This window comes from Marinibaculum pumilum, from assembly GCF_042646425.1.
Lineage (GTDB): Bacteria > Pseudomonadota > Alphaproteobacteria > Ferrovibrionales > Ferrovibrionaceae > Marinibaculum > Marinibaculum pumilum.
Window position 1 is genome coordinate 36,834 of sequence record NZ_JBHRTR010000036.1, and the last position, 24,584, is coordinate 61,417.

Sequence of the window (24,584 nt, forward strand, 5' to 3'; positions counted from 1 at the left end):
CCTGCTCCGGACTGCAACGCCTGTACCCGGAGGCCCAGGCCGCCGACGGCAACCGGCCACCCCGATCCCGGTTCCCGCCGCCATTCCGGAAACAGCAGGCCCCCGGAAAAGGTCCCATGGCTGTCGCAAAAGGAGGGCTGCTTAAGGAGGGCTGCCGCAAAAGGAGGGTTCGCAACGGAAGCCCCGGGCGCCGCCGGACTCTGCAAAAAAAGGGGGCCCGGGTGGAACCCGGGCCCTAGGCGGTGCACCGGCCGGGACAGGTCCCGGCCGGCACCCTTGGGGGAACGCGTCAGCGCTGGCTGCCCGCGCCGAACTCGGGATAGGCCTCCATCCCAAGCTCGGCCTTGTCCAGCCCTTCATTCTCTTCCTCGTCCGTCACCCTGACACCGGTGGTGAAGCGCAGGATGCCCCACACGATGCCGCTGGTGATCACGACGAAGGCACCGATCGCCAGGATGCCGACGATCTGGACCCCGAAATTGGCACTGCCGAAGATGCCGACGGCGAGGGTGCCCCAGATGCCGCAGACAAGGTGGGCGGAGATCGCACCGACCACGTCGTCGATCTTCAGGCGATCGATCAGCGGCACCGCGACCACGACCAGGATGCCGCCGATGGCACCGACGATGATCGCGACGAGGTGGTTCTGCAGGTCCGGCCCGGCGGTGATCGACACCAGGCCGCCGATGGCGCCGTTGAGCACCATGGTCAGGTCGATCTTGCGGTAGATCGCGCCGGTCAGGACCATCGCCGCGACCACGCCGCCGGCCGCCGCCAGGTTGGTGTTGACATAGACGATCGACATCGCGATCGCGTCGGCGGCGGAGCCCAGGGCCAGCTGCGAGCCGCCGTTGAAGCCGAACCAGCCGAACCACAGGATGAAGGTGCCCAGGGTGGCGAGCGGCAGGTTGGCGCCGGGCATCGGGTGGATGGTGCCGCCGGGGCCGAACTTGCCCTTCCGCGCGCCGATGATCAGAGCGCCGACCAGGGCCGCCCAGCCGCCCACGGAATGGACGATGGTGGAGCCCGCGAAGTCGGAGAAGCCCATCTGGGCGAGCCAGCCCTGGCCCCAGGTCCAGGAGCCCTGGATCGGATAGATGATGCCGGTCAGCACCGCCACGAAAATCATGAACGGCCAGAACTTCGCCCGCTCGGCGATGGTGCCGGAGACGATCGAGGCCGCGGTGGCGACGAACACCATCTGGAAGAACCAGTCGGAGGCCACCGAATAGCCGTTGTCGACCGCCGCGGCCAGCGGGGCGGCGGCGGCGGCGGCATCGTCGCCGGCAGCCAGCAGGGCGATCTCGCTGTCGCCGGGGTTGTAGAGAAGGGTGACGCTGCCGATCCAGCTGATGCTGTCGCCGACATACATCAGGTTGTACCCGATCAGGTAGTACATGATGCCGGCGATCGAGTAGAGGGCGATGTTCTTCAGGCAGATCGCAGCCGTGTTCTTGCTGCGGACCAGGCCGGATTCCAGCATGGCGAAGCCGGCCGCCATGAACATGACAAGGAAGCCATGCACCAGGAACGAGAACGTGTTCAGGACAAAGGCCGTTTCCGTGCTGACTTCGGCCAGCGCCGGGGTCGCTGCGACACCCATACCGCCGGCCAGCCCCATGGCCAGGACCTTGCGTGTGATCGACATTGGTTTTGCGGTCATTCTCTTTCTTTTCCCCTCGCGGCGACACGTATCTGGACCCGCGCCTGCCTGTCATGCAGGCGGGGCCGCACACGCATGCGACTGCCGAACCTCTGCGGCTCTGCTGGCGCCGGAAATTACAAGATCCGTGCCACCGCCGGCAGGCCGGCGGAGCGCCGCCTGCCCGCTGGCCCTGCGACGGGGCAAAGCCGCGATCGGGCGGCCGGACACGGCGATGCGCCGCTGAAAGCGGCAGCCGGGGGCAGCGGCTTGACCAAAATTTGTGCAACAATGACGGGCGACAGCGGGGCATTTGTCGCCTCATGTTAGGGAAGCGTGAACCCATTGGCGGGCAGTGTGTCGAAACCGACGCGTGCATGAATGCGCGGTGGCCCGGAAGGTCGTGCAGGGCACAGTCTCGTGAAGCACGGGCGTGCGGGACACGGGGGACCCGGCGGGGAATCTGATGCAGCTTTGGCAGTTCGGGAACGAATGACGGAAGCACGGCCCGGCGGGGGCGGCACGGCAGAGATGCCGCAGGGCAAGAGGCAGGCAGGCGCGGCGCAACCGCGCCGGCATGGCGTCGGCGCCGTGGCGCTGCTGCTTGCCCTGCTGTGCATCGTCGCCGGCGTGCCGCTGCTGATCCAGGCGATCTGGACAGACGCCCTGATCCGGGAGCGCGCCGGCGATCAGATGGCCGATGACACCGCCGCGCTGGCGGGTCGTATCGCCACGCGGCTGGAGCTGTTCGGCGTCCATGTCGCCGGCGTGGTCCATGCGGCCGACACGCAGCTGCGCGCAGGCGGCGGGACCGCCGCAGCGGCGGCGGAGCGGCCGGCAGTCGCGGTTGACGAAGCCCTCCACCCGCTGCTGGGCAGTTCGGGCATCCGCCATGTCGTCCTGATGAGCCCGGACGGCCGGATCGGTCCCTGCCTGGCGCCGCCGGGAGCCACCTGCCCCGCCTCGATGGCCTGGATACACGAACAACCCGACCTGGCGGAACGGGCCTTCCAGCCCGGCAGCGTGCTGTTCGCATCCGTCGCGCGGGACGAGGCGGGCGCCCCGGGCATCCTGCTGGTCCAGCCACCGCCGCGAGCGGGCGGCGATGCCAACGCCACTTTCGCCTGGATATCGGCCGATCAGATCGCCGCGATCGCAGAGGCCGGCGGCCGGCCGCAAGCGGCGTTCGTCGCCGTCCACGGCCCGCAGGGCCGGCTGCTCTATCACGAGGATCCGAAGCTGCGGCTGACCCGTCGCACACCGGCCGGCGAGATGCCGCGCACGCAGCCGGACCCCGCCACCACCACCTTCACCGATCCTGCCGATGGCCGGACCTATCCGGCGAGCCATGCAATGGTCGCCGGTCTTGACTGGACCGTCACCGCCTACCGCCGGGACCAGGGCCTGGCCGACATGGTCGGCAGGGTCTGGACGGTGGCGGCGATCCTGCTGGGCCTGGTGGCGGCCGTCGCCGTCGCGGTGTCGGCCCTGGCGCAGCGGACCCTTGCGCGGCTGGTGCGCCAGATCGGCGGCGCCCTTGCCGCGGTCCGCCAGTCGTCGTCGAAGACCGACAGCGATCCCGGCGATGGCCCGGATCCGGCGGAGACGGCCGAGCGCCTGGCCGCCGCGGCGGCACGGCATCCGCTGCGGGAGGTCCGCCAGCTCGGGATCGCGACCGGCCAGATGGCGCTGGCGGTGCAACAGCGCCAGGCCCGCGATGCCGAGACGGTGCGTGCCGCCCGGCTGTCGAACGAAAAGCGGTCGGCCTTCATCGCCAACATATCCCACCAGCTGCGGACGCCGCTGAATTCGATCATCGGTTTCTCGGAAATGATGACCGACCAGCTGTTCGGCCCGCTGGGCCACGCCAAGTACCTGGAATACGCCCTGTCGGTGCATAACAGCGGCGAATACCTGATGCGGATCCTCAACGATCTGCGCGACCTGTCGCGGGCAGAGATCGGCGTGCTCGACCTGGAGGAGACGACCCTCGACGTGGGCCGACTGCTGCGCTCCAGCGTCAGCATCGTCAGCCGCGAGGCGAAGGTCCACAACGTGACCCTGTCGATGATGACCGACGACGACATGCCCGTCGTGCGGGGCGACGAGCAGCGGCTGCAGCAGGCCCTGATCAACCTGATGAACCATGCGGTACAATCCTCGCCCACCGACGGCCAGGTGGAGATCGCCGCAGTGATCGCGCGCAATGGCGAGCTGCACGTCCGCATCCACGATGACGGCCCGCCGATCCCGGAGCGCGACGTGGCGAAGCTGCTGACCCCGTTCGACGAGGTGCAGCGCAGCTACGACCGGCGCTTCGAGGGGACGGGCCTGGGCCTGCCCCTGGCCCGTACCATGCTGGACCTGCATGGCGGCCGGCTCGACATCCGCAGCGCCGCCAACGAAGGCAATACCCTGACCGCGATCCTGCCGGCCAGCCGGGTGCTGCGGCAGACCGCGGCCTGATCCGCTTCATCCCCGATGCGGCGCGGCTGACGGACCGGCGCCACCTGGTCTAGTCTGCGACAAATGCCTTAGGAGAGGGCCCATGCCGCAGAAGACCATCCTCACCTGCGCCGTCACCGGCAACCTGACGACGCCGGCCCAGAACGAGAACCTGCCCGTCTCGGCGGAGCAGATCGCCCGGCACTGCCTGGACGCGGCGGCAGCCGGCGCCGCCATCGTCCATGTCCATGTCCGCGATCCCGCCACCGGGGCGCCGTCGATGGAGCTGGCGCATTATCGCCGGGTGATGGAGCTGATCCGGGAAAGCAACGACAGCCTGATCATCAACCTGACCACCGGACCCGGCGGCCGCTTCCACCCCAGCGACGAGGATCCGAAGATCGCCGGGCCGCGCACCAACCTGATGCGGCCGGAACTGCGGGTGGAGCATATCGCGGCGCTGCGGCCGGAGATCTGCACCCTGGACCTGAACACCATGACCTTCGGTCGGGAAGTGGTGATCAACACCCCCGGCAATGTCACGAAGATGGCGGAGGTGATCTACGAGGCCGGCGTGAAGCCGGAATTCGAGATCTTCGATTCCGGCGACATGGCGCTGGCGCTCGACCTGTTCGCCGGCGGGGTGCTGAAGACGCCGGGCATGTTCTCCTTCGTCCTGGGGGTGAAGTACGGCATGCCCGCCTCGCCGGAAAGCATGCTCTACCTGCGCAACATGCTGCCGCCGGGCAGCGCCTGGACCGGCTTCGGCATCGGCCGCGCGGCCTTTCCCATGGTGGCGCAGGCCGTCGTTGCCGGCGGCCATGTGCGGATCGGCATGGAGGACAGCGTCTACCTTTCCAAGGGCAAGCTGACGCCGGACAATGCGGCGCTGGTGCGCAAGGCGGTCGGCATCGTGGAGAGCCTGGGCGGCGAGATCGCGACCGCGGCGGAGGCCCGCGAGATGCTGGGCCTGGCGCCCCAGGGCCGCGCGCCGGCCCGGGCGGCGGCGGAATAGGCGGCCCGCGGATGACCGAGGAGAATGCCGAGCCGCGGATGAAGATCGCCATTCAGCCGGTGACCCCGTTCCAGCAGAACAGCTGCCTGATCTGGTGCACCGAGACGATGCGCGGCGCCTTCACCGATCCCGGCGGCGAGACCGACCGCCTGCTCGCCCTGGCCGAGGCCCAGGGCGTGACGGTGGAGAAGATCCTGATCACCCACGGCCATATGGACCATGCCGGCGGCGCGGCGGAGCTGGCGGAACGGCTGCAGGTGCCCATCGAGGGACCGCATCCCGACGATGCCTTCTGGCTGGAGAGCCTGGCGCAGCAGGGCGCCAAGTACGGCATGACCTGGTGCCGCGACTTCACCCCGGACCGCTGGCTGCAGGACGGCGACACGGCGACGGTCGGCAACCTGGTGCTGGACGTCTATCACTGCCCCGGCCACACGCCCGGCCATGTCGTGTTCCACAACCCGGCGCACCAGGTCGCGATCGTCGGCGACGTCTTGTTCCAGGGCTCGATCGGCCGCAGCGACCTGCCGCGCGGCAATCACCAGCAGCTGATCCGGTCGATCACCGGCAAGCTCTGGCCGCTGGGCGGCGAGACGGCGTTCGTGCCGGGCCATGGCCCGACCTCGACCTTCGCGCATGAGCGGAAGTTCAACGCCTTCGTCTCCGACTTCGCCGTGGAGCAGATGGACGACGACTAATCGTCCGCCGGCGCCGGTTCGCCGGCGAGGATCGCCGCCACCGCCTGCGGATGGCTGTCCAGCATGCCGTGCGTGCCGCCCGCGACCGGCACCGCCCGGCCGTTCGGGGTCAGCCGCGCCATGACGCTTGCCAGCCGGTGCGTCGCCTCGGGGCTGGCGGTGCCATAGGCGATGTCCACCGGCATCGGCAGCGCGGCCAGATCCGCAACCGTGTACTGCTCTGCGAATGAGGCCTGCACGTCGCGCACGTTCACCAGGGTGCGCGCCTCCATGTAGGCCTGCACCGCCGCCGGCATCGCGTCGAAGCCGCCCGGGCCGAACCAGTAGTCGATCATGAGGCGCGCCGCCTGCGGTTCGCCGGCCAGCGCCGCCGCGATATAGCGGTCGAAGGCGGCCTTGGTATGGTCGTAGGCGTCCATCGCCCCGCCGGTCTCGAGGATCGCGATCAGCACCGGCTCGAACAGGACCAGCCGCGCCACCTTCGCCGGCACCGCGCGGGCGACGTTGAGGGCGACATTGCCGCCATAGGAATGGCCCGCCAGAAGGACCGGCGCCGGTTGGGCGCGCAGCCAGTCCGCCAGGGGTGCGGCATGGGCGGCGGTGGAGACCGGCGGCGCCTCGGTCACCGTCCGGACGCCGCCATGACCTTCCAGGGTGGGCAGGGCCAGCCGGAAACGCCCCTCCAGATGGCGCGCGACCCGCGCCCAGGAGCGCGGCCCCCCGGGCGAACCGTGCACCAGCAGCGCCGTCTCCGCCCCGTCTCCCCTGATCTGCATCCCCGCTCCCCCGGTCGGACCGTGCTGCACGATTGCGACAATAGGCGCCGGCGCGGTGCGCCGCGCCGGATGGCACCTGATCCCGGCGGCAACCATATAGGATTCCTGCCCGACAGGGCGCATCCTGGACCTGATAAGATTGCCCCCGGTGAGGCTGCCATGGCCGACGACAAGATTGTTCTCGCCTGCCCGCATTGCGACACGCTGAACCGCGTGCCCAGGGCCCGCCTCGATGCCGGCGGCAAGTGCGGCAAATGCGGCGGCAAGCTGTTCACCGGCCATCCGCTGGCCCTGACGGGCGCCCGTTTCGACCGGCATGCCGCGCAGTCGGAACTGCCGCTGCTGCTGGATTTCTGGGCGTCCTGGTGCGGGCCCTGCCGCGCCATGGCACCGGTGTTCGAGGCCGCGGCCGCCGAGCTGGAGCCGCGGTTGCGGCTGGCAAAGGTGGACAGCGATGCCGAGCCGGACCTGGCGGCCCGCTTCGGCATCCGCTCTATCCCGACCCTGGTCTTGGTGCAGGGCGGCCGCGAACGCGCCCGCCACAGCGGCGCCGTCTCTGCCGCCGCGCTGCGGCATTGGGTGGAGAGCCAGCTTCCCGGCTGACCGCGGCGACCAGCAGCAGCGGAATGGGGCAGCAGCGGAATGGGGCAGCAGCGGACCGGTCAGGCTGTGCCCGTGTCCGGCGCTCCTTCCCGCCGGGCCTCTGCGCCGGGGCCCTCGGTCTCCCGCAGCGCCGTGTACAGGGCGGCGGTCAGGCAGGCCCAGAGCACCATGAGCACCGCGTTCACCAGCATGAACAGCAGGTAGAACAGCATCTGCAGATTGCCCAGCGCCGCCATCGCCTGCGAGACGGCACCGGTGACCACCATCGCCACCAGCAGGACCAGGAAGATCGTCCAGCGCCGGCCCTTGGTGATCTCGGCGCTGCGCCGCAACGCGCCCGCGCCGCTTTCCCCCTCCCTCAGGACGGCGAGCGGCCAGATCCACCAGCGCACCGCCAGAATGATTCCGGGGACGATCAGCAGCATGAAGCCGATCGTGAGGCAGAGCCAGAAGAGCAGCCCGCCGCCCAGCATCGGCCAGAATCGCCGGAAGACCAGGGCGAAATCCTCGCGCAGCCGGCCCGGCGCCGGCCCCATCCATGACCAGGCATGGCGGACCGCAGCGAAATGCAGGATCAGGTTCGCTATGAAGAAAAGCATCACTGCCAGGAGGCCTCCGAAGGCCTGCCCCGGCTCCAGATCCGCGATCTCGGAGGCCGCCGCGCCCTGCTCGTCCGTCGCTGCGGCCTCCGCCGGCAGCTGGTCCCCGACACCGAGGATGCCGAAGGCGACCTCCAGCAGGACAGACAGCGCCAGGCCAAGGACGATCAGGACCGCAAAGCCCCGCCAGCCGTTGTTGAATGCCTGGAAGGTCAGGCCGAAGATCCGGTCGAAGCCGAACACGGCACCGGGGCCGGTCGGGCCGGCCCGCTCTGTCTTGTCGTCAGTCTGCATCTTCGCGCCCCCAGCGCCGCAATCGCCCCTCGCATATCCTAGGGGTGCCGCCCGATGACGGCCAGGCGGCCGCTGCAAATCCGCAGCCGGTCCTCATGCAGGGGGAGCCAACAGCCAGGTGGGATCAGTCGCCGACCGCACCACGCCGGCCGCCCATGCGGACCAGCAGGTGGAACAGCACCAGCGCCGAACCGCCCAGAATCGCCTGCGCGACGGTGATGGCCGGCACGCCGTAGCGTGCCGAGAGGATGCTGACGACGGCCGTCGCCACCGCCGCCGCCGCCATCTGCATGCAGCCCAGCAGGGCCGCGGCCAGTCCGGCACGGTCCGGATATTCCAGCATCACGCCGGCGGCGGTGTTGGGCGCCATCAGGCCGGTGCCGAACATGAAGGCGAACTCCAGCACCATCAGCCCGGTCAGGTCCAGGGTGCCGAAGGACGACCAGAGCAGCAGCAGGACCGGTGGCACCGCCATCAGCACGGTGCTGATGGAGACCAGCAGCCGGATACCGGCACCCAGCCGGCGCAGGGCCAGCATCGCCGCGACGATGCCCAGCAGGAAGCCCACCATCACCAGCCCCAGCCCCTGGCCGAGTTCCTGCCGGGTCAGCCCCATCTGGTCGGTCAGCGCGAAGGCGCCGCCGGCGAAGAAGGCGAGGATGCCGGCATAGCCGCAGGAATGGGTCAGCATGTAGGCCAGGTAGCGCGGATTGGCGAACAGGTCGGCATAGTTCCGCAGCAGCCGCAGAAGCCGCAGCGCATGCGGATCCGGCCGGGCATTGGTCTCCCGCAGGGCGAAGAGGCAGACCAGGCCGAGGATCAGCGCCGCACCGCCCTGCAGCCAGAAACCGACCCGCCAGCCCAGCCCGTCGACCACCAGCCCGCCGATCACTGGCGACAGGATCACCGCCACCGAAAGACAGAGGAACAGCAGCCCCATGACCGGCGCCGCCCCCTGCCGGCCGAAGCGGTCGCGCACCATCGCCCGGGCGACCACATAGCCGGCGCAGGCGCCGAGGCCCTGCAGGACGCGGCCCAGGATCAGCCAGCCGATCGACGTCGCGAGCAGGGCGATCGCGGTGCCCGCCAGGAAGACGACCAGCCCGGCCAGCACGCCGGGCCGGCGACCGAAGCGGTCCGACAGCGGGCCGAACAGCAGCTGGCCGATGGCGAAGGCCAGCGCATAGCCCGACAGGGTGTACTGGACGATCGCCTCCGGCGCGCCGAACAGCTCCACCAGCGCCGGCAATGCCGGCACGAACATCGTGTTCGACGCCTCGCCCAGGACGTAGAGCGCCATCAGGATGGCGATGAACAGCGACGCCCGCCCCCCGGCCACATTCTCCCGGGCCACATCGTCCCCGTCCGCGTTCCGGCCGGCGGGGCGGTCGGTCACAACGCGGGACCCGTTGCGGACCGGCCTGCGGTCATCCGGAAATCACGCAGTTCCGGCCGAGCCGTTTCGCGGCATAGAGGTTGTTGTCCGCCCGCTGGAACATGTCGCGCAGGGTCTCGTCCGCCTGCGGGTTCCGGGCCGCCGTGCCCACGCTGACCGTCACGATGCTGTTGCCGGCGGTCGGCGCATGAACCATGGCCTGCGCCTCCACCGCGGCGCGCAGCTTCTCCGCCCGCTCCGCGGCCACGACCTCGTCGGTGCCTTCCAGGATGCAGGCGAACTCCTCTCCGCCATAGCGCGCGACGAAGCCGCTGAAGGCCTGTGCCGCCGTCTTCAGGGCCCCGGCCACCCGCGTCAGGCATTCGTCGCCGGCGCCGTGGCCGTAATGGTCGTTGTACTGCTTGAAGAAGTCGATATCGATCAGCGCCAGCGACAGCGGCCGGTTGCGCAGGACGGAGTCCCGCCAGGCGGCGTCGATCCGGTCGTCGAAATTGCGCCGGTTGGGCACGCCGGTCAGGCCGTCGATATAGGCGACCTGGCTGAGATAGTCGCGATAGCGCTTGAGAACCAGCTGGCTGCGCACCCGTGCACGCACCACCGGCGCGCTGAACGGCTTGGTGATGTAGTCGATGGCGCCGAGTTCGATGCCCTTTGCCTCGTCATCGTCCATGCCCAGTGCGGTGACGAAGATCACCGGGATGTCCCGGGTGCGGTCGCGGGCCTTCATCTCGATGCAGACGGTATAGCCGTCCATTTCCGGCATCATGACGTCGAGCAGCACCAGATCGGGGCGCTCCCGCTCCGCCAGCTCCAGTGCCTTGGCGCCGCTGGTGGCGAAGGAGATCTGGCCGAAATCGGCCAGCACCTCGCACAAGACCTGGACGTTGAGCGGCTCGTCGTCGACCACGAGGATCTTCGGCGGCTGCTCCCAGGCTGCGATGTCAGGATGCGGTGCCTGCATTGCCGTCATCTGCCTCGTCTGGTCCATCTGTCACCTCTGCCCGCATTGCGGCCAGAACCTCACGCGCCCTGGCAAAGTCCAGATCGCCGACCGCCGCGCGAAGGTCGGCGATACCGGCCGGCGCGCTGGCGCCCAGCAGCCCCGACAGGGCCTCGACCTGGCGGCCGGCGCTGAAGCGGTTGGCCTCCAGGTCGGCGTCGAGCGCATCGAACGCCGCTGCGACATCCGCAGTCGTCGCCGCCGGTGCTCCGGCGCCCGTCGCGGCCGCGTCACCCCGCGCCGCATCCGGGCCCTGCCCGGCGTCCTGCGGCGCGGCGGCGGACAGAGCCGCCAGCGCCGCGGCCAGCCGGTCGACCAGGCCCGGTGCCACGGCACCGCTTTTCGCCGCGGCCTCCACCGCGCCGGCCTCTGCGGCGGTGGCATAGGCCCCGACCGTCGCCGCTGCGCCCCTGACGCTGTGCGCCAGGGCCCCGGCCTCGGCCACCGCGCCCGCAGCCAGATGGCGCCGCATCTGGTCGCCGGCGGCCTGATATTTCGCGAGAAAGCGGTCCAGGAGACCCCGGACCATGTCGCTGCTCCCCCCCAGCCGGGCCGCGGCCTTGTCGAGATCCAGCACGGGCTGCCGGTCGCCTGCGGCGGCTTCCTCCCCGGAATCGGGCTGCGCCCGATGATCACCCTCTACACGCTTACCTGTGGATTGACCAGTTTCGCCGTCGCTGGCCGCGGCGCCGTCGTCGGGCAGGGCGGGCGTTCCGGCCTCGCCGCCCGGGCCCTGCCGGCTGCCGTCAAGGGACCAGCGGATCAACGCATCCAGCAGTTCGTCGCGGTCGATCGGCTTGTTCAGATGGTCGTTCATCCCGGCCTGCAGGCTCTGATCCCGCTCCTCGGCCATCGAATGGGCCGTCAGGGCGAGGATGGGCAGGTCGGCCGCAGGCACATGCCGGCGGATCTCCTGCGTCGCTTCCAGGCCGTCGAGCACCGGCATCTGGACATCCATCAGCACCAGGTCGTAGCGCCCCGGCCCGGCGGCCAGCACCCGGTCCACGGCGCTGCGCCCGTCCGCCACCAGGTCGACCTCGACCCCCATATTCTCCAGCAGCTCGCGGGCGACCTGCTGGTTGATCTCGTTGTCCTCCGCCAGCAGGACGCGCAGGCCCTTCACTGAAGCCATGCGCTCCGGCGGCGTGTCGGGTGCGGCGTGGCGGCGCTCGGCCTCTTCCGCCTGCCGGTTGCGCCCGGTGAGGACCGAAACGATCGTGTCCATCAGCAGCGAGGCACTGACCGGCTTCAGCAGCAGGCCGGCCAGGTCCAGGTCGTCGGCATGGGTGATCACCTCCTCGCGCCCGTGGGCGGTGACCATGAAGATCAGCGGCACGTCCGGGATGTCCTCGGCGCCGAGGATGCGCCGCGCGGTTTCGATGCCGTCGATCTCCGGCATCAGGAAGTCCATCAGCACCAGGTCGTATTTCTGACCGCGGATCGCCGCCGCCCGCACCGCCTCGATCGCCTCCGGGCCGTTTTTCGCCGACTGCACCTGGAAGCCCAGCGACAGGGTCAGCTCCTCCAGGATCTCGCGCGCGGTGTCGTTGTCGTCGACGATCAGCACCCGCATGCTGGTCGGGTCCACCCCTTCCGGCAGCGGCGGCAGCGCCGCATGCGGCCGGACCCCGAGACGGACCGTGAAGCGGAAGGTCGAGCCCATCCCGGCCTCGCTCTCCACGCCGATGGTGCCGCCCATCAGCTCGACCAGCCGCTTGCAGATCGCCAGGCCCAGGCCGGTGCCGCCATAGCGGCGGGTGGTGGAGGCATCGGCCTGGGAGAAGGACTGGAACAGTCGTGCCTGCTGTTCCTCGGTGATGCCGATCCCGGTGTCGCGGACAGAGAATGCCAGCAGGGCGCCGTCCTCGTCCCGCTCGACCACCGCCGCCTTGACGACGATCTCGCCCTCTTCCGTGAACTTGGCCGCATTGCCGGTCAGGTTGGTCAGAATCTGGGTCAGGCGCAGGGGATCGCCGATCAGGTGCTGCGGCACGTCCGGCGCCGTCCAGACCAGGACCTCCAGGTCCTTGTCCCGGGTCTGCACGTCCAGCATGTCGCAGACATTGCGCAGCACGTCGTCGAGACTGAAGTCGATCTGCTCCACCCGCAGGTTGCCCGATTCCACCTTCGAGAAATCGAGGATGTCGTTGATGATGCCGAGCAGCGAGCGGCCGGAGCGGTAGATCTTCTCGACATAATCGCGCTGCTTGACCGTCAGGTCGGTATCCAGGGCGAGCCGCGACAGGCCGATGATCGCGTTCATCGGGGTGCGGATCTCGTGACTCATATTGGCCAGGAAGGCGCTCTTGGTCTTTGCCGCCTCCTCTGCCGCGATCCGGGCCTCTTCCAACGCGTCCAGGGTGTTCTGCCGGTTCAGCTCGATGCCGAACCACTGCCCGATCAGGCGGACCAGGGCCAGGTCGCCGTCGGAGAAGGGCTCGTCCCGAGCCTCCCGGGAGAAGAAGCTGACGGTGCCGTAGCGCCGTCCGTCGACGTCGATCGGTGCCGCGATGAAGGCGTCGGAGGGCAGCAGCGGCGACAGTTCGCCGGCGGTGCCGGCGGACATCGCCGCCGCCGCGCCGACCTTGCCGGTATCGCGGCGGCGATTTGCCTCGGCCTGACCGGGCGCCAGGAGTTCGGCATCCTCCGCCACCGCGAGGTCGGCCCCCACCGGCGGCAGCCAGTCCGGCCCGTCCGCCTGCTCCACCACGAAGCTGCCGTCCTGCAGCCTGCCGACCAGGGCCGCCTCCAGGCGGAAGCTGCGCCGCGCGAAGGCCAGCACCTTGGCGGTCCGCTCCTCCGCGGTCAGCCCGGCATCGTTGGTGATGCCGTGCAGTTCCAGCAGCGCGGCAGAGGTGCGCTGCACCTCCTCGCGCAGCCGGTTCTGCTCGGTCACGTCCACCACCACACTGAAGGTGTGCATGATGCCGCCTTCGGCGTTGTAGGCGGCGTCGGCGGAGAACAGCACGTCCCGCAGCTCGCCCGACTTTGTGACCAGCTTGTAGGGGATGTTGCGGAAGCGGCCCTCGACCCGGAACCGGGGCATCACCTCCGACTGCGCGCGCTCGGCCGATTCCTGTGTCATGAAATCGAAGATCGGCCGCCCGATCACTTCGTTCTCGGCATAGCCCAGCGCCAGCAGCCAGTAGCGGCTGACCCGCACGATCTCGCCCTCCGGCGTGATCGAATGCAGCATGATCGGGGTGTTGTCGTAGAGCGACCGGAAGAACTCCTCCTGCGCGCGCAGACGGTCCGCCGCCCGCTTGCGCTCCGTCACGTCGGAGCAGATGACGATGCGCAGCCATTCGCCGTCGGACAGATACCAGCCGGAGATCACCTCGGCGGTGAAGCTGTGGCCGGCGGCAGTGGTGGCAGTGACCTCTTCCACCCGCGGCGCCTGCAGCGCCGTGCGCCCCAAGGCATCCGCTCCGGCCGCGCCTTCCCCGGCCGCGCCCTCCCCGGCCGCGCTTTCCGCCGCCTCGGCCGGACTGGCCCCGGCAGGCGCCAGCGGCAGCAGCGCGGAAAGGCGAGGGACATTGCCGCCGATGCCCCGGTCCAGCTCCAGCAGTTCCAGCGCCCGGGCATTGGCCTGGCGGATATTGCCGTCGGCGTCCACCACCATCATGCCGCCCGGCGCGTTGGCGAACACCGCCTCCAGGTGCAGGCGGGTGCGGTCCTCCTCGGTGCGGGCCCGCCGCACTTCCGCCCATTGCAGGCGCAGCCGCTGCGAGATCGGCAGGAAGACGAACAGGCCGACGATGATCACGCTGCCGACGATCGTCGCCTGCACGACCCGGTTCCAGGCGCGGATGTTCTTGATCGCCTCCCGCCCGTCCTCCTCGAAGCCGGCCACCGCGCCGTCCAGCCGCTCCAGCAGGCGCCCGGCGCCGACCGTGTTGAGGTAGGACAGCTTCTCCTGCAGGTCCGGGTCCAGCTGCGGCCCCATCAGGGCCTGGCCCGACTGCCAGGAGGCGACGGCGCGGGCGCTGGACAGGAAATGCTGCAGCAGGGATTCCAGGCTTTCCGAGCCGTCGAAATAGATGTCCCGCATATGCTCGGTGCGCAGCCCCGGCACGCCCTGCACGTCGGAGCCGCGGACCAGCGCCTCGTGCGAGGCGGTCATCAGGTTGATCGCGCTCTGCAGTTCGGAGCGCACCCGCCCGCGTTCCGCCGGCGGGCCGTTCACCAGCCGGTTGGAGAGCAGGGTGATGCGCTGCGACAGCATGCGCTGCCGCGCCGCCATGGCGATCACCCGGCCGGTGGCCTCCTCCTCCGCCACCAGGTCGTCGATACGGGCATGCGACAGCGCGGAAAGCAGGCCGAACAGGACGACGGTGCCGATGAAGACCCAGGGGGCGACGTTCGGGCTGGCCAGCCGGTGGAAGAAGCCGGACAGCACCTCGCCCCGGCGCGGGCCCGCCGGGGCCGGCGTGCCGTTCCGGCCCCAACCGGTGCTGTTCGTTTCCTGCGCCTTCACCACAACCACTCCGGATCGCAGGCCGCGGCCGACAGCCTGCGCCGCAGGACCCGCCGCGGCGGCGGATCTCACCCCAATGCAGCCGGCCGCAACCTTACCTGCTTCGCCGCCCGGCCGGAACAAGCAGTCGCACCTGTTGCCGGCGGCCGGCCACCTTGCCTGTCGGGAAGCGGCGGCCGATGATCGCGCCATGACCAGCATGACCGCCGGCCGACCGGCCCCTCCCGACTTGCCTGCCACCGTGGCCGATCCCGGCCGCATTGCCGGCCTGGCTGCCGAACAGCGCAGCGGCGGCCTGACGGCTGCCGCCCTTGTCGACAGCTGCCTGAGGCGGATCGCCGAGGTGGAGGACCGCGTGATGGCCTTCCGCCAGCTGGCCGAGGCCGCCGCCCGGGTGGAGGCGGCTTCCTGCGACGCGGAGGCGGAGGCCGGGCACTGGCGCGGCCGGCTGCACGGCATCCCGGTGGCGATCAAGGATGTCCTGGACGTCGCCGGCATGCCGACCCGCGCCGGCAGCCCGACGCGCGCCGACGCCCCCCCGGCCGGCGCCGATGCCTGGATCGTCGGCGCCCTGCGGGCTGCCGGAGCGATCGTCCTGGGCAAAGCCCATACCACGGAGTTCGCCTTCTTCGAGCGGCCGCCGCCGACCCGCAACCCGCATGCGCTGGACCATACGCCGGGCGGCTCGTCCAGCGGCCCGGCCGCCGCCGTCGCGGCCGGCATGGCACCGGTCGCGGTCGGCACGCAGACCGCCGGCTCGGTCTCCCGCCCCGCCGCCTTCTGCGGCATCGGCGCGTTCAAGCCCAGCACATTGGCGCTGCCCGGCTACGGCATGCTGCCCTTCGCGCCGTCGTTCGACACGCCGGGCCTGTACGGCTACCGGCTGGCCGATGCGGTCGCCGTCTTCCAGGCGATCGCACCGCCCTACCTGGCGCCGGCGCCGGCCACGGAGGCGCCCGACGAGGTACCGGTGGTGGTGCTGGACGATCCGCTGCACGAGGAAGCGGAGCCGGAGGTGGCGCGGGCGCTGGCGCAGGCCGCCGGGGTGCTGTCGGCGAACGGCCACCGCATCCTCCGGCTGGCACCGCCGGTGCCGCTGGGCCGCATCCTGGACGCGCATCGCACGGTGATGGAGTACGAGCTGGCACGGGTGCATGAGGGCTTGCAGACCGCGCCGCTGGACGATGTCGCCCTGGCGCTGCGGGAGGCGATCTCGCGCGGCGGCTGGATCGAGGCGGCCGGCTACCGCCAGGCCCAGGCCGAGATCGCCGCGGCCCGCCAGCAGCTGGCGGCTGCCCTGCCGCCGGGCGCGGTGCTGCTGCTGCCGCCGGCGCCGACGCCGGCACCGCCCGGCATGGCCACCGGCGATCCGCGGTTCATCATTCCCTTCACGGCGCTTGGCGGTCCGATCGCCAGCTTCAACGTGGACCGCAGCCCGGCGGGCCTGCCCCTGGGGGTGATGCTGGCCGGCCTGCCGGGAAGCGACCTGGCCTTTGCCCGCACCGCCTGCCGTTTGGCGGACCTGGTGGAACGGCCGCCCGGAGCGGTCTAGCCGGACCGTTTCTCCCGGATCAGATCTCCAGGGGCGGCGTGCGGCCGCTCTCCTCGAGCTCCCATTCCGCGCTCCAGCCGCCATCCCGGCGGAACAGCATCAGGTAGTTCCGCTCGCTGGTATAGATCCGCCTGCGGCCGGGCAGCGGGAACATCCGGATCCGCCGGCCGGGCAGCGGTTCACCGCCGAGCCGGGCCAGAAAGCCCAGCCCGGGTCCGAAGATCGCGGGCGGCTTCGGATGGGCGATGCCTGAGGAGATCAGCTGGTGCAGGCGGCGCACGCCGCCCAGGCGCATCTCACCGCGGCCGGCCAGATGGATCTCGCCCGACAGCAGGGTCACCGGTGTCTGCCGCGCGACCACCTCCCGCTCCAGCCCCGCCAGGAAGCGCCGCCATTCGGCCCGATGCGGCCGGCTCTGCCACTGGTCGCGCAGATCGTCCTCGTATTTCTGCGCACCCGGGATCAGGTCCATCAGCCATTCCACCCAGCTCAGCCGCGGCCCCAGCCCGGGCACGGTGGAGATCACCAGCCGCCGGTCGCCGGCGGGGGCCTCGCTCAGAAGCCGCTCGTAGACATTCCAGCCGGCCGCCGACATCACCCTGTGCGGCCGCCTTTCGCTGCGCAGGTCGGGGGCCACCACGGTCAGGCCCGGAAAGCGGGCCGCCCAGGTGAAGGTGCCGCCCTCGGCATCGCCGCAGATCTCCGGCAGTTCGTCCGCCGCGGCGCCCAGCTGGAACAGGGCGCACATCTCGCGCGCGACCTGGAACAGGCCGCGGCCGACCGCGCTGTCCAGCACCGCAGGCGGATGGCTGCCCCAGCCGTCCATGATGTCGTGGTCGTCCCACATCATCAGCGACGGCACCGCCGCCATCAGCCGGGCGATCGGCGGCTGCGCCGCAATGGCCAGATAGCGCCCGAACAGCCAGCGGCGCGCCGCCGTGCGCACCGCTTCATCAAAGCGCATGTCGCCGCGCCGCCGGGGCGGCAGCGCATGCCACGCCACCAGGTCCGGATGGGCGGTGAGGATCTCGTCGGCATAGACCTGGTCGCCGCCGTGCAGCAGCAGGTGGCAGGCTGCACGCTCATGTTCCTCTGCCAGGCGGTCCCACATGGCATCGCGCTCCGACAGGCTGCGGGCGGCATCGCCATGTTCCTGCCCGTTGCAGGAAACGAAGGCGACGCGCAGGTCGCCGCGCAGGTCCGTCGCGACCGGATAATGCCGGCCATCTACCGAATAGCCGGCGCCGTCCGCCACCGGCAGGGCAAGGTCCCAGCGGCGCACCACGCGGTCGAACAGCCGCGCCAGTTCGACCGGCGCCACCTCCGCACCGTCAGAACCGTGCAGGCGCGGCGGCGGTGCGGCCGCCGCGGTCACCATGACGACGGCGATCCGGCAGGCCGTCTCGTCCGCGCCGCGTGCGAACAGCAGCGGCCCCACCCGCTCTGGCGGAATCTGGGCTTCCGGGCCGGGCGCGGCGCCCGGTTCCAGGGGCGCCACAGGTTCGTTCGGTGCGGACGGGGTGTTCACGGACGCGGGCAACCTATCTCTGTGGTGCGAAGCTAGGTCTTAGCACCACGACGCAAGGAGAAACCATGGCCGCAGGCACGAAGGAAGATGCGACCGGGAGCGGACCGCGGCGGGAGGCCATCCTGCACCGCGAACTGGAACGGGTGGACGGGCATCCGCCGGATCCCGCCGCTCCCCTGGCCAAACACCGCAAGATGGCGGCCAATCCCTTCCGCTTCCTGCGGGGCGCGGCCCAGATCTACTACGCCGACATGAAGGCCGGCCGGATCGCGATCCCGCCGGTCTTCGCTTCGCCGCCGCACCGGACCCTGGTGATGGGCGACTGCCACCTGTCGAACTTCGGCTTCATGACGGAGGAAGGCTCGCACAGCCGCCGGGTGATCTTCGCCCCCAACGACTTCGACGATGCCTGTGTCGGGCCGGCGGCCTGGGACCTGGTGCGCTTCATCGCCAGCCTGTTCCTGGCGGCCGGCTATGGCCGCGGCATCCTGGAGGGTCGCTTCCGGTCCAACGAGGCAACCGATACCGCCGGCCTGGCCGCGCCCGACGACGGCGATGCCGAGGCCGCCGCCAGGGCCTTCCTGGAGGCCTACCGGCGGACCTGCCAGGCGGTGGCCGCCGATCCGGAGCGGCGGCAGGACGCGCTGCAGAAGTTCGGCAAGGGCCATTGCCTGCGCAAGCCCTACAAGAAGGCGCGCCGCCGCGCCGCCGGGGGACGCGACTTCGCACGCAAGAGCGCGCTCGGCAAGGCGGTGGAGATCACCGCCGACGGGCTGCGGTTCCGCGATCGGCCGGACCGCTACCGCCGCCTGGACGCCGCCACCGGGTCAAAGGTCCGGGCGGCCTTCCGCCCCTATGTCGACGATGCGGTGCTGGACGTCGTCGCGCGTCTGGACGCCGGCACCGGGTCGGTCGGCATGGAAAGGTACTACCTTCTGGTAGGGCCGGAGGATTTCGCCGGGCCCGAAGACCTGCCGCTCTGCCATGTGGTGGAAGTGAAGCAGCAGCGTGCCGCGGCGCCGCTGTTTCACTTCCCCGACCTGGACCCTGTCAACGGCATGAATCCAGCCCACCTGACGGTCGATTGCCAGCGGCGCATGCAGCGCCGGCCCGACCTGGTCCTGGACGAGGTGGTCTGGCAGGACCGCCACTGGCTGGTGCGCTCCCGCCACCACGCCCGGGTCTCTCTGGATCCCGAGGATCTGTGCCTGCTGCCGGCGCAGCAGGACCTCTCCGCCCCGCTCCGGCACTATGCCGCCGCCTGCGGCCAGGCTCTGGCGCTGGCGCATGCGCGCGGCGATCGCCGCTCCACCCGCTTCGAATCGGCGATGGCGCGGGCGCTGAAGGCACAGGGGGCAGCCCTGATCGCCGCCGGTCGCGCCCAGGCGCGGCGGAGCGAGGCCGATTGCGACCTGCTGCGGGCCATGCTGGATGGCAACTGACCGGCGCGGAGCTTGGCCCGACAGCAGAAAGATGTGTATACACATTTTAATCGGGGAATCGAGAGCGGGAGGATCGCCATGACGGCACAGAACGGGCCGGTTGCCCTTGTCATCGGCGCAGGCGATGCGACCGGCGGCGCCATTGCGCGGCGCTTCGCAGCCGGCGGCTACACCGCAGTGATGACCCGCCGGCCGCGCAACATCGAGCAGCTGGAAGCCCTGGCGGGCGTGATCGGCGCCGCCGGCGGCAAAGCCCATGCCTTCGGCATCGACGCCCGCGAGGAAGCGGAAATGGTCCCCTTCATCGAACGGGTGGAAGCGGAGATCGGGCCGATCGAGGTCGCGGTGTTCAATATCGGCGCCAATGTCCGGTTCGGCATCACCGACACCACCTCGCGGGTCTACCGCAAGGTCTGGGAGATGGGCGCCTTCGCCGGCTTCCTGACCGGACGGGAAGCCGCCCGCCACATGCTGCCGCGCGGCCGGGGCACGATCATCTTCACCGGTGCGACGGCCAGCGTCCGGGGCGGTGAAGGCTATGCCGCCTTTGCCGGCGCCAAGCATGCGCTGCGCGCGCTGGCGCAGTCGATGGCGCGGGAGCTGGGGCCGAAAGGGATCCATGTCGCCCATGCGGTGATCGACGGGGCGATCGACACCGCCTTCATCCGCGAGAATTTCCCGGACCGCTATTCCCTCAAGGCGCAGGACGGCGTGCTGCAGCCGGACGACATCGCGGAGGCCTATTGGATGCTTCATCGGCAGCCGCCTTCGGCCTGGAGCTTCGAACTGGATCTGCGGCCCTGGATCGAGCAGTGGTAAGCGGTAGCGCGGGGCGGGAGCAGGGCTTCCGAGCTGCGGCTTGCGTCAGTTGCCGGGGCCGGCCGCCGCTCGCAGTTCCTGCAGCTCCGTCGCCCGGTCCAGAACCTGGCGCAGCTTCACCGCCAGGTCCTGCTGCCGGTAGGGCTTGTTGAGGAGATGCACCCCGGGATCCAGGCGGCCGTGATGGACGATGGCGTTCTCGGCATAGCCGGAGGTGAAGAGGACCGGCAGGCCGGGTTGCAGCTTCAGGGCCGCTTCCGCCAGCTGCCGGCCATCCATGCCGCCGGGCATCACGACATCGGTGAACAAGAGGTCGATCTGGCGGCCGGTCCGCAGCACGTCCAGGGCCTCGGGCCCGCTGGCGGCGGCGGTCACCCGATAGCCCAGGGCCTCGAGCTGGCTGCCGACATGCCGCCGCACCAGTTCGTCATCCTCCACAAGCAGAATCCGCTCCGTTCCCCCGGTCGTCCCGGCCGACAGCCGGGCGCCGGGCAGCACGGCTTCGCCTTCCGCCGCACGCGGCAGGTATAGGCGGACGGTGGTACCCTGCCCAGGCTCGGAATAGATCTTCACATGACCGTGGCTCTGCTTGGCGAAGCCGAACACCATGCTGAGCCCCAGGCCGCTGCCCTGCCCCACCCCCTTGGTGGTGAAGAACGGCTCGAAGGCCCGGGCAACCACTTCCGGCGCCATCCCGGTCCCGGTGTCGGACACCGCCACCATGAGATAGTCGCCGGGCACGACCTCCTCGTTCCAGTCGGCATAGTCGCGATCCAGGTGGGCATTCGCCGTCTCCACCGTCAGGCGGCCGCCATCGGGCATCGCGTCCCGTGCATTGAGGCAGAGGTTCAGCACCGCCGCCTCCAGCTGCGGCGCATCGACCAGGGCCGGCCAGACCTCCGCCGCCGCCACGAACCGGATCTCGACATTCTCCCCCAGGCTCCGGCGAAGCAGGGCCTCCATCCCCGACATCAGGGCCGGGACATCCGTCGGCCGCGGCTCCAGTGCCTGCTGCCGGGCGAAGGCCAGCAGCCGGCGGGTCAGTTCCGCCCCGCGCTGCGCCGCCGACCGGGTCATCTCCGCCAGCTGCCGCAGCCGGGGGCGCTCCTGCAGCGCCTCGGCCAGGCTGTCGGCATTGCCCAGGATGACGGTAAGCAGGTTGTTGAAGTCGTGGGCCACGCCGCCGGTCAGCTGGCCCACGGCCTGCAGCCGCTGCGACTGGCGCAGCTGCCGTTCCACCGCAAGGCGCGGCGTGATGTCCGTCTGGATCGCCAGCACCGACTTGGGCAGGCCGTTATCGTCGCGCACCAGGGTCCAGCGCGCCTCTGTGGTCAGGGCGCTGCCGTCCCGCCGCTCCTGCCGGATCTCGCCGCTCCACTCGCCCTGCGCCAGCAGGTCCGACATCGCCTCCCGATGGCGGTCGGGATCCTCCGCCAGCAGATCGGCGATGGTGCGGCCCAGCGCCTCGGATGCCGGCCAGCCGTACAGCCGTTCCGCCCCCCGGTTCCAGTAGGAGATATGCCCGTCCAGGTCGCGGACGATGATCGCGTCCTGCGCCTTGTCCAGCAGCGCCGCCTGTTCCTGCAGCCGGCTGCGCGCCAGCTTGCGTTCGGTGATGTCCTGGATGGCACCCTGGATCCGGTGCGTCCGGCCGTCGGCATCCGCGACGCCCTGGCCCATGATCCGGACCCAGGCGACCCGCCCGGGACCCGCCACCAGCGCCGCCTCCTCGTCGAACGGCCGGCCGGTCCGGGCGCAGCGCGCCATCACCCGGCTGATCACCTGCCGGCTGTCCGGCATGTAGAAGCGCAGGGCATCGTCGGTGGCATGGACCAGCCGGCCGGACGCGCCATGCAGGATGGCCACCTCTTCCGACCAGGAAACCATGTCCGCATCGAGGTCGGCCTCCCAGCCGCCGATCCGCGCCATCCGGCTGGCGATCCGCAGCAGCGCCTCGTTCCGGCGCAGTTCCTCTCGGATCGCCACCGCCTCGGTGATGTTGCGGAAATAGATCGACAGGCCGTCGGGCCGCGGAAAGCAGCGGATGTCGTACCAGCGCCCGGACGGCGGGTCCTGGGCCTCGAAATGGCGCTCCGTGGTGCCCTCGGCGGCGGCACGGAGCCGGTCGCCGATCTCGCCCGCGGCCATCCGCGGGGCGATCTCCGCCAGCGGCCGCCCGACCAGCGGGTCGCCGCGGCCATTGTCGGGACCGTGATCGGCCAGGGTCGGGTCACGCAGGGCTGGGTCACGCAGGGCCGGGTCCCGCCTGGCAGCACCGTTCGCATAGACCAGGTGCAGCGACCGGTCGAGCGACAGGTAGCAGTCGGAGATGCTCTCCAGGATCTGCGACGCGCCGAGCAGCGCCTCGGACCGTTCCCGTTCCGCGATGAAGGCCTCCCGGTACTGCGACAGGGTACTGAGGATCAGGCCGAAGCACAGATAGGACAGGCCGAACACCACGAACCAGGGCTGCACCGGTTCCGGATAGGCCGCCAGGATGCGGCCTGCATTGGGCACCACGACGGCGAAGGGCAGGCACATCAGCACCACATGCAGCAGCCGCCCGGAGCGCGTCACCCGCATCAGGATGTTGAAGGCCAGCAGGGGGAAGAACCAGACCAGGTAGACGAAGACGTTCGTCGTCCGGTCGGCGCTGTACAGCGCGATCAGGATTCCGGCACTGAGGTAGCAGCCGAAATACAGGATGGCGATGATGGTGACGTGGTGGAACAGCCGGGCCGGGAGCAGGAAGAAGCCGAGGATCACCGCCGCCGAGAACAGCGCGCAGGAGGCCACCAGCCAGAGCTCGATGCCGGCGATCAGGCCCATCGGATAGGCCACCGCCAGGCCGAAGCCGGAACCGGCCAGGGCCAGCCCGCAGGCGGTCACGACCGCCTGGCGGGCCAGGCGCCGCGAACGGCCGTCCATCATCTCGATCTCGTGCAGCATCAGGCCCCGGGTCCGCTATCCGGCCGGCGCCGCACCCCGGCAGCCGCACCGGCGGTGACTTCCATCAGTCCAGCATCAAAACATTCCCGAACCGTTACCACCCTGCCTGAACGGGGACCGGCCGAAGTGGGGCGAGATGACGCAGCGGCCAGCGCCGGATCCGCCGGCCACGAGGGCGGGCACAGGGCCTGCCGCCTGCGACTTGTGGCAAGCGGTGCGACCGCACATCTTTAGGGGCGATAGACCTTGCCGAACAGGTGGGAGCGGCGATGACCGAACAGAGCGAACTGGCGCGCAAGCTGAAGGCGCATATCGACACCCTTGACAGCGAGATCCGGCGCCTGGATGCGAAGCTGAAGGTTGTGGAAGTGGAAACCCGGCAGCGCATCGAGCGCAGCATCAACGACCTGTGGGCGCAGCGCGGCGAGGCGGAGTCCCGCCTGGACGAGGTGAAGCGCACCTCTGAATCCGCATGGTCGGAACTGCGCACGGGCTTCGAGCGCGCCTTCGACGAGATCTATTCCGGCTTCAAGCGCGCGCGGGAACGTGCCGCGCAGGACGATGACGGACCGCCTCCGCCACCGGCCGGCCCGGCATCGGGCCACGGGCCAGGCCCCGGGACGAACCGCAGCTAGCCCGGCCGGCTAGTTCTGTGCCGCCGGCTCGGGCGGCACCCGCAGGGTGGATTTCGGCGGCAGTTCCTGGGTCTGAACGGGGATCTGCGGCGAGGCCTGCGGCACCGGCGCGTCGAGGGCAGAGACCGGGCGGTCGCTGGCGACCTCTACCACTTCCTCCTGGTAGCCGGGAAAAGCCTCGCCGCCGACATACTGGACCGACAGGTCGGGGCCGGCCTGAACCGCGGCCGGCACGGCATCGCCCAGCGCCATCGGCGGCGGGCTGCCACGGCCGCGCCCAGCCACATTGTAGGGATCCGGCATCGCATAGCAGTTCGGCCTGCCGAGCGTGGCATAGCAATAGACCGGCTGGCGGTCGCGGATCACGATCCGTTCCTTGCAGTACGACTCCCACTTGAAGACGTTCTGCAGGTCGCACTCCTCTTCCGTGACGACGGAAAACCCCTTGTCGATATCGTCGGTGACCAGCTTGCCGTAGGGCAGCGGGTTGCAGGCGGCGAGCAGGCCGGCAAGCAGGAGGCTGGCGGGCAGGAGGCTGGCGGGCAGGAGGCTGGCGGGCATGAAGACGGCACGGGCATGGTCGCGCGCAACGGTCCCATCCTGCCGGTCGGCAAGAATCTCCCGGTCCGTCTGCCGATCCCGGGCCCGTCGCGGATCCCGGGCTCCTGGCGCATCACTGTGCTGGGCCATCGTTCTGCTTCCCCTGCCCGGCCG

At 70.4% G+C, this 24,584-nt stretch carries 17 protein-coding genes; 8 read left to right on the top strand and 9 right to left on the bottom strand.

Translation table 11 applies throughout. From position 1 onward, the window contains the following. Positions 1-289 precede the first annotated feature (289 nt). The gene (locus tag ACFOGJ_RS22635; protein WP_379904876.1) at positions 290-1,663 is read right to left on the bottom strand and encodes an ammonium transporter; all 1,374 of its coding nucleotides are present in this window, start codon (positions 1,661-1,663) and stop codon (positions 290-292) included. A 471-nt stretch (positions 1,664-2,134) separates the two neighbouring features. Here ACFOGJ_RS22635 and ACFOGJ_RS22640 point away from each other — a divergent pair, with 471 nt between their 5' ends. The 3 genes from ACFOGJ_RS22640 to ACFOGJ_RS22650 all read left to right on the top strand — a co-directional run bounded on the left by ACFOGJ_RS22640 (position 2,135) and on the right by ACFOGJ_RS22650 (position 5,800). Then, the gene (locus ACFOGJ_RS22640; protein ID WP_379904878.1) at positions 2,135-4,108 is read left to right on the top strand and encodes a sensor histidine kinase; all 1,974 of its coding nucleotides are present in this window, start codon (positions 2,135-2,137) and stop codon (positions 4,106-4,108) included. An 82-nt stretch (positions 4,109-4,190) separates the two neighbouring features. Beyond that, positions 4,191-5,102, top strand: coding sequence for a BKACE family enzyme (locus ACFOGJ_RS22645; protein WP_379904880.1), 912 nt, complete (start codon positions 4,191-4,193; stop codon positions 5,100-5,102). 11 nt (positions 5,103-5,113) lie between these two features. After that, the gene (locus tag ACFOGJ_RS22650; protein WP_379904882.1) at positions 5,114-5,800 is read left to right on the top strand and encodes an MBL fold metallo-hydrolase; all 687 of its coding nucleotides are present in this window, start codon (positions 5,114-5,116) and stop codon (positions 5,798-5,800) included. On the opposite strand, the gene ACFOGJ_RS22655 is transcribed toward ACFOGJ_RS22650, so the two are convergent. Next, a complete protein-coding gene (locus tag ACFOGJ_RS22655; protein WP_379904884.1) occupies positions 5,797-6,576 on the bottom strand; it encodes an alpha/beta fold hydrolase in 780 nt (259 codons plus the stop codon). The two genes, ACFOGJ_RS22650 and ACFOGJ_RS22655, sit on opposite strands and share 4 nt — an antisense overlap. Positions 6,577-6,735: 159 nt before the next feature. Between ACFOGJ_RS22655 and trxC the strand changes: the two genes are divergently transcribed. Beyond that, positions 6,736-7,179 (top strand): thioredoxin TrxC, encoded by a 444-nt coding sequence (gene trxC / locus ACFOGJ_RS22660; RefSeq protein ID WP_379904886.1) that lies wholly within the window; start codon positions 6,736-6,738, stop codon positions 7,177-7,179. 59 nt (positions 7,180-7,238) lie between these two features. On the opposite strand, the gene ACFOGJ_RS22665 is transcribed toward trxC, so the two are convergent. From ACFOGJ_RS22665 to ACFOGJ_RS22680, 4 genes are all read right to left on the bottom strand, one after another. Further along, positions 7,239-8,072 (bottom strand): hypothetical protein, encoded by an 834-nt coding sequence (locus ACFOGJ_RS22665; RefSeq protein ID WP_379904888.1) that lies wholly within the window; start codon positions 8,070-8,072, stop codon positions 7,239-7,241. A gap of 124 nt (positions 8,073-8,196) precedes the next feature. After that, on the bottom strand, positions 8,197-9,426 hold the full coding sequence (locus ACFOGJ_RS22670; protein WP_379904890.1) for a multidrug effflux MFS transporter: 1,230 nt from the start codon (positions 9,424-9,426) through the stop codon (positions 8,197-8,199). Between the two features lie 73 nt (positions 9,427-9,499). Continuing rightward, positions 9,500-10,456, bottom strand: a complete 957-nt coding sequence (locus tag ACFOGJ_RS22675; RefSeq protein WP_379904892.1) for a diguanylate cyclase domain-containing protein — start codon at positions 10,454-10,456, stop codon at positions 9,500-9,502. Next, positions 10,410-14,945, bottom strand: coding sequence for a response regulator (locus ACFOGJ_RS22680; protein WP_379904894.1), 4,536 nt, complete (start codon positions 14,943-14,945; stop codon positions 10,410-10,412). The genes ACFOGJ_RS22675 and ACFOGJ_RS22680 overlap by 47 nt, the downstream gene beginning before the upstream one ends. 190 nt (positions 14,946-15,135) lie before the next feature. Here ACFOGJ_RS22680 and ACFOGJ_RS22685 point away from each other — a divergent pair, with 190 nt between their 5' ends. Further along, positions 15,136-16,497 carry an amidase family protein gene (locus ACFOGJ_RS22685; RefSeq protein ID WP_379904896.1) on the top strand — a complete coding sequence of 454 codons (1,362 nt, stop codon included), beginning with the start codon at positions 15,136-15,138 and terminating at the stop codon, positions 16,495-16,497. Between the two features lie 19 nt (positions 16,498-16,516). Here ACFOGJ_RS22685 and ACFOGJ_RS22690 read toward each other — a convergent pair whose 3' ends face one another. Then, positions 16,517-18,025: an alkaline phosphatase D family protein gene (locus ACFOGJ_RS22690; protein ID WP_379904898.1), complete on the bottom strand. Its 1,509-nt coding sequence runs from the start codon at positions 18,023-18,025 to the stop codon at positions 16,517-16,519. A gap of 65 nt (positions 18,026-18,090) precedes the next feature. Here ACFOGJ_RS22690 and ACFOGJ_RS22695 point away from each other — a divergent pair, with 65 nt between their 5' ends. Next, a complete protein-coding gene (locus ACFOGJ_RS22695) occupies positions 18,091-19,467 on the top strand; it encodes a DUF2252 family protein (RefSeq protein WP_379904901.1) in 1,377 nt (458 codons plus the stop codon). A 78-nt stretch (positions 19,468-19,545) separates the two neighbouring features. Next, positions 19,546-20,286, top strand: coding sequence for an SDR family oxidoreductase (locus ACFOGJ_RS22700; RefSeq protein WP_379904904.1), 741 nt, complete (start codon positions 19,546-19,548; stop codon positions 20,284-20,286). A 45-nt stretch (positions 20,287-20,331) separates the two neighbouring features. On the opposite strand, the gene ACFOGJ_RS22705 is transcribed toward ACFOGJ_RS22700, so the two are convergent. Then, positions 20,332-23,235: a PAS domain S-box protein gene (locus ACFOGJ_RS22705; protein ID WP_379904906.1), complete on the bottom strand. Its 2,904-nt coding sequence runs from the start codon at positions 23,233-23,235 to the stop codon at positions 20,332-20,334. Between the two features lie 269 nt (positions 23,236-23,504). On the opposite strand from ACFOGJ_RS22705, the gene ACFOGJ_RS22710 reads away from it, so the two are divergent. Further along, on the top strand, positions 23,505-23,870 hold the full coding sequence (locus ACFOGJ_RS22710) for a hypothetical protein (protein WP_379904908.1): 366 nt from the start codon (positions 23,505-23,507) through the stop codon (positions 23,868-23,870). 9 nt (positions 23,871-23,879) lie between these two features. Here ACFOGJ_RS22710 and ACFOGJ_RS22715 read toward each other — a convergent pair whose 3' ends face one another. After that, positions 23,880-24,560 (bottom strand): hypothetical protein, encoded by a 681-nt coding sequence (locus ACFOGJ_RS22715; RefSeq protein ID WP_379904910.1) that lies wholly within the window; start codon positions 24,558-24,560, stop codon positions 23,880-23,882. Positions 24,561-24,584 lie beyond the last annotated feature (24 nt).